This is a genomic window from Leptolyngbya sp. BL0902, from assembly GCF_016403105.1.
Classification (GTDB): domain Bacteria; phylum Cyanobacteriota; class Cyanobacteriia; order Phormidesmidales; family Phormidesmidaceae; genus Nodosilinea.
In genome coordinates, this window is record NZ_CP046155.1 from 154,200 (window position 1) to 166,800 (window position 12,601).

General features: G+C 56.9%; 11 protein-coding genes. 4 read left to right on the forward strand and 7 right to left on the reverse strand.

The genetic code is table 11. The features are described 5' to 3' along the window. Window positions 1-3: 3 nt before the first annotated feature. Window positions 4-696, reverse strand: a complete 693-nt coding sequence (locus GFS31_RS00655; RefSeq protein ID WP_198806407.1) for a GerMN domain-containing protein — start codon at window positions 694-696, stop codon at window positions 4-6. A gap of 106 nt (window positions 697-802) precedes the next feature. Continuing rightward, complete coding sequence (locus tag GFS31_RS00660) at window positions 803-1,624, reverse strand: DUF2993 domain-containing protein (protein ID WP_198806408.1); 822 nt, start codon at window positions 1,622-1,624, stop codon at window positions 803-805. A gap of 221 nt (window positions 1,625-1,845) precedes the next feature. On the opposite strand from GFS31_RS00660, the gene queF reads away from it, so the two are divergent. Further along, window positions 1,846-2,286, forward strand: a complete 441-nt coding sequence (gene queF, locus GFS31_RS00665) for a preQ(1) synthase (RefSeq protein ID WP_198806409.1) — start codon at window positions 1,846-1,848, stop codon at window positions 2,284-2,286. Between the two features lie 248 nt (window positions 2,287-2,534). Here the strand turns inward: queF and GFS31_RS00670 are convergent, their stop codons facing one another. Continuing rightward, on the reverse strand, window positions 2,535-3,005 hold the full coding sequence (locus GFS31_RS00670) for a nitrate reductase associated protein (protein ID WP_198806410.1): 471 nt from the start codon (window positions 3,003-3,005) through the stop codon (window positions 2,535-2,537). A gap of 48 nt (window positions 3,006-3,053) precedes the next feature. Further along, window positions 3,054-3,710: a Uma2 family endonuclease gene (locus tag GFS31_RS00675; protein ID WP_198806411.1), complete on the reverse strand. Its 657-nt coding sequence runs from the start codon at window positions 3,708-3,710 to the stop codon at window positions 3,054-3,056. 371 nt (window positions 3,711-4,081) lie between these two features. Between GFS31_RS00675 and GFS31_RS00680 the strand changes: the two genes are divergently transcribed. Next, complete coding sequence (locus GFS31_RS00680; protein ID WP_198806412.1) at window positions 4,082-5,521, forward strand: isochorismate synthase MenF; 1,440 nt, start codon at window positions 4,082-4,084, stop codon at window positions 5,519-5,521. Window positions 5,522-5,533: 12 nt separating this feature from the next. Continuing rightward, on the forward strand, window positions 5,534-7,498 hold the full coding sequence (gene menD, locus GFS31_RS00685; protein WP_198806413.1) for a 2-succinyl-5-enolpyruvyl-6-hydroxy-3-cyclohexene-1-carboxylic-acid synthase: 1,965 nt from the start codon (window positions 5,534-5,536) through the stop codon (window positions 7,496-7,498). 167 nt (window positions 7,499-7,665) lie between these two features. Here the strand turns inward: menD and GFS31_RS00690 are convergent, their stop codons facing one another. The 3 genes from GFS31_RS00690 to GFS31_RS00700 all read right to left on the reverse strand — a co-directional run bounded on the left by GFS31_RS00690 (window position 7,666) and on the right by GFS31_RS00700 (window position 10,450). Next, complete coding sequence (locus GFS31_RS00690; RefSeq protein ID WP_198806414.1) at window positions 7,666-8,229, reverse strand: hypothetical protein; 564 nt, start codon at window positions 8,227-8,229, stop codon at window positions 7,666-7,668. A gap of 91 nt (window positions 8,230-8,320) precedes the next feature. After that, a complete protein-coding gene (locus GFS31_RS00695) occupies window positions 8,321-9,121 on the reverse strand; it encodes a YoaK family protein (protein ID WP_198806415.1) in 801 nt (266 codons plus the stop codon). A gap of 405 nt (window positions 9,122-9,526) precedes the next feature. Continuing rightward, complete coding sequence (locus tag GFS31_RS00700) at window positions 9,527-10,450, reverse strand: antibiotic biosynthesis monooxygenase (protein ID WP_198806416.1); 924 nt, start codon at window positions 10,448-10,450, stop codon at window positions 9,527-9,529. Between the two features lie 579 nt (window positions 10,451-11,029). Here GFS31_RS00700 and GFS31_RS00705 point away from each other — a divergent pair. Beyond that, the gene (locus tag GFS31_RS00705) at window positions 11,030-12,553 is read left to right on the forward strand and encodes a uracil-xanthine permease family protein (RefSeq protein ID WP_198806417.1); all 1,524 of its coding nucleotides are present in this window, start codon (window positions 11,030-11,032) and stop codon (window positions 12,551-12,553) included. Window positions 12,554-12,601 lie beyond the last annotated feature (48 nt).

Sequence of the window (12,601 nt, forward strand, 5' to 3'; positions counted from 1 at the left end):
GAATTAGAAGCCAAAGCCTTGGTTGAAGTCGTCGCGGGTCATGGGTTGGCTGACCTCCAAACCTTCGCCCCCCAGCAGGGTGAGGGCGTCCCCTTCCACCGAAATCCACACCGGAGCAGCGGGGTCAAAGGCGGTGGCGGTGTAGATCACCTGGCCCAGGCGTCCGGTCATGGAGGCGCTGCCGCCGCCACTGGTGAAGGCCGAGGAGAGATCGACATGGATGCCGTCGGCTTCAACGGTGGCTTCCAGCAGTTGGGTTTGGTCGGGGATGGTGGTAAAGGCGTCTGGGCTAGCGTTGCTGGATTGAGCCAGCAGGGTGTCAAAGGCCGCTTTCACCTGGGCATCGGGGGAGGCATCCCCGGCCACGGTGATGGTTTCGGGCACCAGTTGCAGCCGCCCATCTTGATCCTTCAGCCAGAAAATTTGCCCGGTTTTCTCGGCAGCGGGGGCCGGGTTCACGGGATCCTGTTGCGCCACCTCTGGGGGAGCAGCCTCGATGGGGGCGGTTTGGGGCGGTGCCGCTTGATCGGGCTGACTAGGGGGAACCTCCAGAGACGGAAACTCGGCCACGGGGGGCACGGGGTTGAGGGTACGCCAGGTAAACCAGGCCACCGATCCCCCAGAGGCCAACATCAAGGTGGCCAGACCCGCCGCCAGCCCGAGGGGAATTTGACGCAGCTTATCTTTATAGTCCATGGGGGGCCTCCCAAACGAGATCACACTGTCAGGCTAGATCACTTTTATCGAAATGATGCCGCCAATAGGACAGCTTAGAGAGCTGGCTGAACCTGTCCTTGGCGCGTCATGGCGGGGGTGGGGGGATGGAGCCTTGCAAAAAGGGAGAGTTGGGCTCTAGGCGGGCAAAGATAGCGATATCCAGCTCGTTCTCGCGAACCGTGAGGGCCAACACCCGCGTGGTGAGGCCGAAGGCTTCGAGCCGCCGCAGGGAAAATTCTTGGCTGGCTCCCTCCGCCAAGCTCACCACCAACTCTGAGGGAAATTCGGCCCCCTCAACTTCCAGGCGCGGCTGTACCAGTTGCAGCCGATGGCCATTCACCACCCTCACCCCCGTTTCTAGGACGATGGGAATGGTATCGGCTAAGACTCGATCTTCGAGGTCAACCACCAGCCGAAAGCGGTCGCCATCGAGAAATTCTAGGGTGGGGTTGGCGAGGCCGTAGCGACGCTGCACTCGCTCGGTAGCCCCTGGTAGGTTGAACTGAAGCGTATCCAGCCAGGTCTGCACCTGGGGCGAGGCCAGAAAGGTGTTGATGTCGTCCGCCTGAAGCCTCAGACGCAACCCTGCCTGAGCCGGAGCATTGAGCTTGAGCTGCCCCCGTTGCAGCATCCCCAGATCCACCGCCACCGGGTCGGTTTCGAGGTCAATGGCGGCAATGCGGAGGTCGGGCAACTGGCGGGGATAGACCCCGCGTGCGGCCACCCTCGCCTGATCAATGCGCCCGTTGATAATTTGGTAGTTGGGCACATTGTCAATGCGTACCACGAGGGCATCCGCCGCCACCACCTGCTGCCGTAGAGAACTGGCGGCCACGCTATCCAGCACCACCCCCGCCGGAGCCACCAAGCCCATTAGAGCACTCACGAAAATGGCCACAATATCCATGGACGGTCTCCCTCACCTCACCCAGGTCCCAGTAGACCTAGGCTTCAAGGCCCAGGTGTCCTTAGCTTACCAAAGCCGCTGGCTAGACCGCACAGTCTGGAACCCCTGAGCCACCTTGGCTACCCCCTAGAAAGCCTGGGTAAGGGGATGGGTTAGCATGACAAAGGGCCACCTATGGCTATGTTGTGACCCTAAAATCGTTATTTCTTTCCCTTGGATCTATGTTGACCTCCTCCGAAGCGGCATCCCTGGCCAATCAGTACGGCGATTTGGCCATTGCCCAAACCCGCGAAGCTCCGCTGGAAAAGTGGCCCAGCCCCAGCCAAAACCGCTACACCATCCACCTAGAGCACCCCGAATTTACCGCCCTCTGCCCCCGATCCGGCTACCCCGACTTTGGCACCATTGTGGTGGACTATTGCCCCAGCGAATGGGTGGTGGAACTCAAGGCATTCAAGCTGTTTATCAACGCCTTCCGCAACGAACGTATCAGCCACGAGGCCGTCACCAATGCCATCCTAGATCGCCTCTGGGAGGAACTGGCTCCCCAGGGCATCCGCGTCATTGGCGACTTCACCCGTCGGGGCGGCGTCAAAACCGTAATCACCGTCAAAAAAGGTGACGTTAGCGATTTCGACGCCTATCAGCCCAATCCGCTCTAGGGTGTGTCATCCCCAATCCGAATCAAAGACCCCTGATTTCCCAACGGTCAGAACGTAGGGGGCATAGCGCCAGGGGCGCGGCCAGCCTACGCGGCTAAAAATCGACTCCGTTGCGTCTTAACCATTGGGATAAGCCGCAATGCACCACCAAAGAATCGGGTGTTACCAAGTAGGATATGGCATCATCCATGCATCATAACCCTGTCTATGGATGTGGTGCATGGCTTCGCGCATGGCACCCTACGGGGCTACTCGTCTGAGCTGCCACAGAGGCCAAATTCTTGCAGGGCGGGCAGAAAGTTGTGGTTTTCGTGGCTGGGGCGGCTGAGTTTGATCAGGGCAAACCGTTGCAGCGGCGTGAGGGCTTGCCACTGGTCTGCGGTGAGGGGAGAGCCCAGTTCCTCGGCCCGCTGCTGCACCGCTGGGGGGATCTCGTCGGTCTGCGCCCAAGGGGGCTGGGAATCCACGGCCAAGGTTTTGACCGGGCCGCTCTGGTGCTGATCGATCAGCCCTGCAAGATAATCTCGATAGGTGGCGACGGTGGCTGCATTATCGCAGGGAAGGGCCATGAGTTGCTGCCGTTCGGCCCGGTCAAGCTGATTCCACTGGGCCAGGGAGAGCTTGATGCCACAGGTGTCTAGCTTCAGCCGCACCCCCATCGGTACGCAGTGGAGGGTATCGGCAAAGTCTTGCTCAAACTGAAAGAGGGAGTCGGCCATGGTCGCCCGTGGTTGCGGATTGTCCCATACTATATCGAGCGCACCGTCCTAAAGCTGGCTGGGGTCAATGCCCATTTCCCGCAGCTTGGCAAAGGCGCGATCTCGCTCCTGTTGCAGTTGATCCCGTTCTCCCATCACCTCCTCCGGGTCTTGGAAACGTTCCCCGTCGGGGTAGAACACCTCCAGTCCGGTATCGAACAACTCAAACCGAAGGCCCAGCAGTGGCGACACCCAGGGAGTATTCATAGCTGTCACGGGGGTGAAGTCTTGGTCGGCCCTGGGGCGAACCAACCCCCAAAGGTCGAAGGAGTCGGGGTCGTAGAAATACATTTCTAAAACGCCGTACTGCCCATAAAAGGCTTGTTTATGGAGCATTTCGCGGGCGCTGTTGCTGGGGGAGAGAATCTCAAACACCACCTGGGGCGCGATGTTGTCCTCCTCCCATTGCTTGTAGCTGCCGCGTTCGCCAGCGGGCCGACCCAGCACCACCATGGCATCGGGAGCCTGGGCTGGAGCAGGCGGTGTCTCTACCGGGACGGGATACCACAGCAAATCCCCGGCTACAAGGGCAGTTTGATCCTTCAACAATCGCCGCAAATTGCTGACTAAGCGGACAATCCAGCGATATTGCAGGGTATTCTCGGCCATCGGTTTACCGTCGGAGTCAGGGTAGAGCACCTGGGACAGGCTGGGACTTTGCACCATCGACCAATTCCTCCCAATTTCTTAGCGCGGGGGCGGATCAGACCCTTCCTGGAGTCTGCACGTCTATTGTAGACGGAGACTTTGCTGCAAACAAGCGTACTATAAATTCACGGATCGTCAGCGTTCTGTTGAGCCTTGGGCGCGATGGAGCGTCATCGGGAGGCGGCTATCACGGGCGGCTATCGCAGGTAACGCCGATGTAACGGAGTGTGAACATTAAGCTGCATGAACGACTGGGCCAGAATTGGCTAGGCCATGACCGAATGTGTTACCAGTAGGGATACTGGCGGAATGCCTGTGCTGCTTGGCTGAAGCACTTTTCGGCCAATTGTTAAAACGTGAATTTAAACCGCTTTAAACCCTTTGAGTTCATGCCAGTTGCTTCTTACTGCTTGCCTAGCCGCCAGGATCTCCAAGCCGTCCAGCCCTTTATTAACGAATGTTTAGCGCGGGTGGCCCAAGGACAGGGGCCGCAGGTGGCCAGCCTCAGCTTTGCCATCCCCGCCCTCGACCCGCTGTTGGCCTTGGCTCCGTTGGCCCATCGCCAGGGCTATCACCTGTATCTAGAGCATCCTGCCGCACAGGAGGCGGTGGTGGCCTTTGGCAGTGCGGTGGCGGGCCAGTTTGCCGGACGGGATCGCTTTGCCGCCACCCAGCGGTTCATCGAAACCTGGCAGCAAAACCTCCAGTGCTACCAAGATCCCGCCCTAGACGGGATGGCCCTGGTGCCTCGGTTTTTCTGCAACTTTAGCTTTTTCTCCCAGCCGCCCCAGGGCCAGCTCGATTTTCCGGCGGCGATGGTGGTGCTACCCCAGTGGCAGGTGGTGCGCCGGGGCGGTCTCTATGGGCTGACGGTGAACCTGGTGCTGACCGCCGAAACTACCCTGGCCAGTGTCCTTAAAACCCTAGAAGAACGTCTCGATACCGTCCAAGCCCTGCCCCACAGCTACCCCAACCCCCACGCCTCTCCCCGGTTCCTGGGCCTGGGAGAGCTGACCACCTGGCCCGATGCCCAGGCCAGCCACCATTTTCAGGATTCTGTGGCCCAAGCCCTGCGCCATCTGGATCGCCAGGTGCAAAAAATTGTCCTGGCCCACGCCTTCGATATGGTGCGCGAGACGCCCTTTCAGGTGTTGCCCTCCCTGGCCAAACTGCGCCAGCGCTACCCCGACTGCTATACCTTCGCCGTGGGCAATGGGCGCGGGACGACCTTCATGGGGGCCAGCCCGGAACGGTTGCTGAGCATCACCCAGGGCCAGTTGCTCACCGATGCCCTGGCCGGGTCTGCCCCCCGTGGTCGCCATGCCCAGGAGGATCGCCACCTGGCTCTCCAACTGTTGCACAGCCCCAAGGAGCAGGGCGAACACCAGCTTGTGGTCAAGTTTCTACATCAGCAGTTGCGCGGTCTTGGTCTGCGGCCCCAATCCCCCAGCCGCCCCACGCTATTGAAGTTGTCGAACATTCAGCACCTCCATACCCCCATCCAGGCGCGGGTTTCCAGCCAAATTCACCCCCTGCATTTGGTGGAAGCCCTGCACCCCACCCCCGCCGTGGCCGGAGTGCCCACCGCCGCCGCCTGCGACCACATCCACCGCTACGAACGGTTTGACCGAGGGCTCTATGCCGCGCCCCTGGGCTGGGTGGGGGCCAATGGCGACAGCGAGTTTATCGTCGGCATTCGCTCGGCCCTAATTAACGGCAACTGGGCCAGACTGTACGCCGGGGCTGGTATTGTGGCAGGATCTGACCCGGCGCGGGAATGGGCGGAAATCACCCTCAAATCCCGTGCCCTGGGCGAATCCCTGGTGTAGTGCGCGGCCTCCATGACCTTTGATTTTCGCAATACCAATACCCTCTGGGCCTCGGTGCTGGCGGGCACCCTGGCGCGGTTGGGCCTGACCACGGCGGTGATCTCCCCCGGCTCCCGCTCCACGCCGCTCACCGTCGCCTTGGCCCAGGAGTCCAGCATCGAGGCGATTCCCGTCCTGGATGAACGTTCCGCCGCCTTCTTGGCCCTCGGCATTGCCAAACGCACCGGAACCCCCGTCGCCCTGGTCTGCACCTCTGGCACCGCTGGGGCCAACTACTACCCGGCCCTAATCGAAGCTAGGGAAAGCCAGGTGCCGCTGCTGGTGTTCACCGCCGACCGCCCCCCCGAACTGCGAGACTGCGCCTCTGGCCAAACCATCGACCAACAAAAGCTGTTTGGCGATTTCCCCAACGCCTACACCGAACTGGCCATCCCCGCCGCCGATCTCACCCTCCTACGCTACCTCCGCCAAACCCTGATGCAAGCGTGGCGACAAGCCCTCCATCCCGCCCCCGGCCCCGTTCACCTGAATTGTCCCTTTCGAGATCCCCTCGCGCCGATCAGCGATGGCTCCACCGATCATCTGCGGGAGGTTTTGAATGAGGGCTTTTGGATGGGGTTAGGGTCTAGTGGACTGGATGGCCCTCACCCCCTCAGTCCCCCTCTCCCACGGGGAGAGGGGGAGGCTGGAACGGGAGAGTTCTCACCTACAGGTGAGCCTCCTGCGACGGACTCTACCTCCCCTCTCCCTATGGGAGAGGGGCCGGGGGTGAGGGCCAACCCTTGGCCACCCAGCATTTCCATCACCGCCAGTATCAATGCCGATCTCCTGTCAACGTGGCGCAATAGCGACCGTGGCCTCATCATCGCTGGCCCATCGCAACCTGTGGATGGGGAAACCTATTGTGAATCCGTGGCGGCGATTGCCCAACACCTAGGATGGCCTGTGTTGGCAGAAACCCTTTCCCCCCTGCGCCATGCGGCCAAACAAAATCCTTACCTAGTGACCACCTACGACGCCATTTTGCGCCAGGAAACTTGGGCGGCAGATCTGCGGCCTAGCCAGGTGATTCAGCTTGGCCCGTTGCCCACCAGTAAGGTGCTGCGTCAGTGGTTAGAGCATCATAACCCTCGCCGTTGGGTGATTGACCCAGCCCACCGCAACCTCGACCCCTTGCATGGGGCCACCACTCACCTGCCTCTGACTGTGGTGGATTTGGCGGCGAATTTAGCGGTAAATTTGGCAGGAAATGTATCGGAAAAATTGGCGGAACATGGGGCGAATGTTGACCCCGTCTCCAATACGCCCAGCCCTAATGCAGACTATGGGGATCTATGGCTGTCCCTAGAGCGCAAGGTGCGGCAACATTTGGATCAGTCCCTCGCGGCGATGCCGGACTTGTTTGAAGGCAAAGTCCCTTGGCTGATGGGCCAGCACCTTCCCAGGGGAACGGCGGTGGTGATCGCCAACAGTATGCCGATCCGCGATGCCGAATGGTTTTGGCCCCCCAACCAGCGCCACCTGCGGATCTTCTGCAACCGAGGAGCCAACGGCATTGACGGCACCCTCTCCACCGCCCTGGGGATTGCCCATCGCGGTGTGCCCACGGTTCTGCTGACGGGAGATTTAGCCCTGCTCCACGACACCAACGGTTGGCTGAATCTCCCTCGTCTGCAAGGGCATTTAACCGTAATTCTCATCAACAACCAGGGCGGCGGCATTTTTGAAATGCTGCCCATTTCCCAATGCGAGCCCCCCTTTGAGGACTTTTTTGCCACCCCCCAAACCGTAAACTGGAACCACCTCTGCGCCGCCTATGGGGTCAACTATGAAGCCATCAAAACCTGGAGCCAACTGCAATCCCGTCTTCAATTTTTGCCCAGCCATGGGGTGCGCGTGCTAGAGGTACGTTGCAACCGCAAACAATCGACCCAACTTCGCCAATCTTTGTTTCATCGAGAAATAAATCTAACTTGACGCTCTGAGGCAGCTAGCTTCTCCCATGGCAGGAGAACATTCCAGGGTAAATGGATTATCTTCGCGTGGTCAGGCATAGGCTGATAAAGCTTTCTACTGCACAGCCGTCTTGGTTCAAAGTAGAAAGCATCTCTCCTATCTATGAACCAAGACAGCCAAAATTCACACTAGTCTTTGGTCTCGGAGGCAGCTTCCATCTTGGTGGAGATTTTTTCCTTAATTTCTTCCAGACTGGGCATAAATTCCTTTTTCTTTTCTAGGCCCAGCTTGATTTTCTCGCCAATTTCTTCTGCCGTAGGAGCCATCTCTGACCCAGGGGCATCAGGGGCAAACTTTTCCTTGGCCTTCATCCCAGCTTCAATTTTCTCCACAATTTCATCGGGAGTGGGCATGAAGAGTTCTTTTTTCTTCATGAAAACTTCTTTCTTTTGTTCTGGTGTGAGGGCCGCGAATAGTTCCTGAGTGGGTACTGCTTTCATGGTTGCCGACAGCTCAGACTTTTGTTCCTTGGTCAGAGCCATGGATTTAAAGGCTTTACGCAGGCTGTAGCCGTCCTCAATAGCCTGTTCAAACTTTGCCCGTTGATCAGGGAAGAGTACTGCCTCAATCTTAGGCACATATTCTGACTCTAACTGCTCCATGAGTTCCTGCTGATCGGTAGTTAGATCGAGTCCTTGTAGCCAGGGAAGCCCCATTGTTTTGGCCTGAACTGGTTGGCCAGCGACCACCATAGTCAAGAGGGCTGAAATCAAAACCGCTAGTAATGTCCGCAACATATCGACTTTTCTCCATCTCAAAAATACTGCTTTACACGTTGAGAGGTCAGCCCTCTGAAGTGTCTTCCTTGGGCACCCTAGCATGTTCAGCAAAGGCAACCACTGCCATAAAGGATATAACAATTGTAGGTAAAACCAAGCTCCACCAGGTTTCCGAAATTAAAACGAAATATGTAGCAGCCAGTCCCCCCAGAGCAAAGCCAATCATGATTGGGACAATTCGCCCCATGCGTTCCATAGCTTCCTCGGCGGCTTGAGCAGCTTTTTTATCATCTTTGGAAGCCATTTTAGAAAGAGCGATTTGCACTAAATCAATCGTCAGCTGGGTTGTATTTCCAGTCATTACCGTGGTAGGAATATAGCTTTTGAAAACTCCCTTTGCTTCTTTCATTAGGGCATTTTGAATGGCCATAGCGACCACTCCAGCCATGCCAATAGGTAAGATGTATTCTTCTTGAACATTGAAAATCAGGTAGGGTGACAGCGTTACCCCTACCCATAGGAAAATGATGAGTGCAAGGGCCTCAGCCGTGAGCAGAATTGCGAAGACAGGCCACTTTTTATGGCGGGCATAACGAGCCAGTAGAGAGGTAGCCGCCACCGCAATCATAAAGACGGGGAACATGAGCAAATGGGTGATGGTAGACTCCTCATCAGCTTGGACGAATTCATAGCCTGCAAGGGCAATGTTGCCTGTGACATGGGCCGTAAAGATGCCAAATAAAATGATGAAGGCTGACGTATCGACAAATCCAGCCACCCAGCTCAGCATGAAGCCCGCAGGGCCATCGCTAAGAAGATATTGACCGAAGTGAAAATCCGACTTTGGGGGAGAGGTAGCAACCATAGCTTTGACGTAGAACGAAGGCGAAATCGGGCAGAGCAAAAGGAGTTAGGAATCTTGAGAATCCCCCCTGTCTTGATAGATATTGTTCTTGGATATAGGGTTGTTAGATATCAAGATTCACTAGCCTCGGTAAATCACAAATGTGCTCTTTTGCCACAATCCAGCCCCTAACCTAACTCTCTTTCCCCCAGGGAGAGGGCCTTTAAAGACCATTTCCGGCTCTCCTCTCCTCGTGGGAGCGTTGGGGGTGTAGCTTGCTTCCCGTGGGTGGACGGCGGGGGCTTTGCAATCTACTGAGCCTGGCTGGGGGGATACCATAATCATCCGAGGTCGCCTAGGACAACGTGGTAGCGCAGATGACGAATGGCGTTGAAATGCTGACCCTATGGGCTGACCTCCTATGGATTACTCGTATTTGTTGACTTTGGGTGAAACTACCTTAACGAGTTGATAGAACTGGTTATCTTGTTCGATCTGGGTGCTAGCAGTTGTTGTAGGGCCAACATCCCCAAGGCTAGCGCCATCGGGTGGAATAGGGGCTGGTTCGGGGCTGATCTGGAGGCCCTGGGATGCAGGCCAATCGCCGCCGATTGGGGCCGACCCAGGTGTGGGGAGAGCCATGGAGATCGCTGGAATTTGGCTGACATCTCCAAACTCCTCTGCGTAGCCCCAGTTGGCGAACAAAACAAGGCAGGGCACTTCAAGCCCCTGGAACACCAAAGCGCTCCGGGGAGCTGGGTAGCGGTTGGGCAGGGTGGCAAGGGTGTCTTGGGCTAGGGTGGCCAGGAGCGGCTGTTGGTCGGTGCTGCTGGCATCAACGTGGATGAGCTGCACCAGGGCATTTTCCCCCAGGATGATTGGCCTCAGGCTGGGGGGAGCCAGGGTTTGGCCCAGGGCTAATGTTGCCGTGAACAAGGGATCGGGGGGGTCTAGTAGACTGGCTCCACCTCCTGGCCGTTCCTTGACAAATTTTTCGTAGTACTTGGTATAGTCCTCGGCCTCGGCAGCCACTAGGGAAGCTTGAAAAGCCTCGTAGCTGGCCATATCTTGCCACAGCGTGAGAGTAGCCATGCGAGTGCCGTTGGTGCTTTGGAACAACGCGAACCGCTCAAATCCGGCGACAGGTTTGTAGAAAGCACGGCTGGTTTTGAGGAGCGCTTTGGCCGTGTCGGCCTGGTTGTCGGGGGTCGTTTCGTAAATCGACAGTACTGCCGATAGGGCCGGATCCTCAAACCGCAGTGAGGGCGATACTTTATCTGCCCAACTGGGTGAGCCCCACCCCACCAAGATCGTCACGGCAAGCAGTAAACCAAATACCAGGCGAACCATGGGGCGAACACCAAAACGACAAGAGGACGCAGGAAAGTCGCTCATCCTCAGCCCTCTCTCCCCAGGAAAAACGCCCTGGGCCAACGCTTTTCAAGCCAATAGTCCCTGGACAGCCTGGGGCGATGGCCGACCTGGACTCGGACTAGCGCTTGGCTCACTATCCTAAACCCCAGGGATAGAAGACATTTGTTCATTTCTATACCGTTTCTGGATACATCATCTTGGAAAGCCAAGCTTGAGAGGCCTCTGGGGGAATACCGCCGTGCTTGTACTGGCAGCTACAGAACCGAGAAGAAGATGGAGCTATAAGCTTGTATACAGTACACCAAGTTGGGCGCTGGACGTGAAGGTTGGTGTATTTCTCCAGTTAGAGCCTACGGGGGAGGCCATAAATCTCTTCCCTAGGGTAGGTGCATAGGGCAAAAAACTTTTCTGAAAGGAGGAGAAATGGAGCAATTTTGTATTGCTCAGCACAAAAAAAAGCTGGCTCCATTGTCATTCTTTTGGCAATTTATCAGCCAAAGGTTTTCCCACAGTTCTCAGTAAGTACCTTTAACAAGCATCCATGCGAGGGGATACATGACACAGGCAGATTATGAGGGTTCTGTTGCCGCAGAACCAGGTGATGACGTTGTTGAGTACAACACAGGTATTCTGTATGGCCTGATGGACAAGCCACCCGTTGGGGAAGCGGCCTTTGTTGCCATGCAGCACGTTTTGGCCTCCTTTGTGGGCATCATTACACCACCGCTGCTGATTTGTTCAGCCCTCGGTGTTGATTCAGTCAATACCAGTTTCGTGATCAGCATGTCGCTGTTTGCCAGTGGTCTCTGCACCTTCATTCAGTGCAAGCGGATTGGCCCCGTGGGCTCTGGTTTGTTGAGTTTGCAGGGTACTAGCTTTGCTTTTTTGGGGCCGATTATTGGCATCGGTACCGCCGCCGTCAACGGCGGTGCTACCCCAGAACAGGCTCTAGCGCTGATCTTTGGGGTTTGCTTTTTCGGCTCGTCAGTGGAAATCATCCTCAGCCGTTTCCTGCATCTCGCGCAGGAAATCATCACGCCGCTGGTGGCCGGAACAGTGGTGATGATCATCGGCCTCAGCCTGATTAAAACCGGGATTTTTAGCCTTGCTGGGGGCGCAGGAGCCAAGCGGGTGAGCGCCATTTTTGCCCAGGAGGGCAATGTCGGCTTGAGCGAGGTCACGGTGGATGGTGTCTTGTTTAAGGCTAGTAATGCCTTTGGCAGTACCCAAAATCTGGCCCTAGGTTTTTTGGTGTTGGCCATCGTTACCGCCCTCACCCTCTCCAGTAATCGGATTCTGCGGATGGGAGCCATTGCCATCGGCCTGATCGTTGGATACGTCATCGCCTTTTTCCTGGGCCTGGTCAACTTCAGCAACCTCAGCCAGTTGCCCCTATTTCGGGTTCCCATTCCGTTGCGGTTTGGCTTTGATTTCAACTTCGCAGCCTTTGCCCCGTTCATTATCCTTTACCTGATTACCGCCGTAGAAACCATCGGTGACTTAACCGCCACCTCCGCTGTGTCTGGGGAGCCTGTGAAAGGCCCGGTCTACTTTCGGCGCATTAAGGGCGGGGTGCTAGGGGATGGGGTGAATTCTGCCCTAGCCGCTCTGCTGAACACCTTCCCCAACACCACCTTCAGCCAAAACAACGGTGTCATTCAAATGACTGGGGTCGCCAGCCGCTACGTGGGTTTCTTCGTTGCTGGGATCTTCGCCATTCTCGGCCTAGTTCCCATTGTGGGCGGTGTCTTCCAGGCTATTCCCCAGCCTGTTCTGGGCGGGGCTACGCTGATCATGTTTGGCTCCATTGCTGTGGCAGGGCTAAACATTGTGGCCTCCACCGGGTTAGATCGCCGATCCATTATTCTGGTGGCCATTTCCTTGGCTCTTGGTCTAGGGGTGGTCTATCACCCCGAAATTTTTGACGGCAAACCCGCCCTCATCCGGAATGTTTTCTCGTCTGGGATTTCCACCGGAGGGCTAGCCGCCATTGTGCTGAATATTATTCTGCCCGGTCGGCCCAAGGTGCCTTCCTACCGCGAGGCCATCGCAGAGACAGAGGCTGAGGGTCAAGTTTAGGTTCTTTAAAGGCTTGAAATTCAGGGGTTTTGGAGAGAGTTGAGTCTG

Coding starts and splice junctions, on each gene's coding strand:
- GFS31_RS00655 (WP_198806407.1), bottom strand. CDS start 696: ATGGACTATAAAGATAAGCTGCGTCAAATTCCCCTCGGGCTGGCGGCG.
- GFS31_RS00660 (WP_198806408.1), bottom strand. CDS start 1,624: ATGGATATTGTGGCCATTTTCGTGAGTGCTCTAATGGGCTTGGTGGCT.
- queF (WP_198806409.1), top strand. CDS start 1,846: ATGTTGACCTCCTCCGAAGCGGCATCCCTGGCCAATCAGTACGGCGAT.
- GFS31_RS00670 (WP_198806410.1), bottom strand. CDS start 3,005: ATGGCCGACTCCCTCTTTCAGTTTGAGCAAGACTTTGCCGATACCCTC.
- GFS31_RS00675 (WP_198806411.1), bottom strand. CDS start 3,710: ATGGTGCAAAGTCCCAGCCTGTCCCAGGTGCTCTACCCTGACTCCGAC.
- GFS31_RS00680 (WP_198806412.1), top strand. CDS start 4,082: ATGCCAGTTGCTTCTTACTGCTTGCCTAGCCGCCAGGATCTCCAAGCC.
- menD (WP_198806413.1), top strand. CDS start 5,534: ATGACCTTTGATTTTCGCAATACCAATACCCTCTGGGCCTCGGTGCTG.
- GFS31_RS00690 (WP_198806414.1), bottom strand. CDS start 8,229: ATGGTGGTCGCTGGCCAACCAGTTCAGGCCAAAACAATGGGGCTTCCC.
- GFS31_RS00695 (WP_198806415.1), bottom strand. CDS start 9,121: ATGGTTGCTACCTCTCCCCCAAAGTCGGATTTTCACTTCGGTCAATAT.
- GFS31_RS00700 (WP_198806416.1), bottom strand. CDS start 10,450: ATGGTTCGCCTGGTATTTGGTTTACTGCTTGCCGTGACGATCTTGGTG.
- GFS31_RS00705 (WP_198806417.1), top strand. CDS start 11,030: ATGACACAGGCAGATTATGAGGGTTCTGTTGCCGCAGAACCAGGTGAT.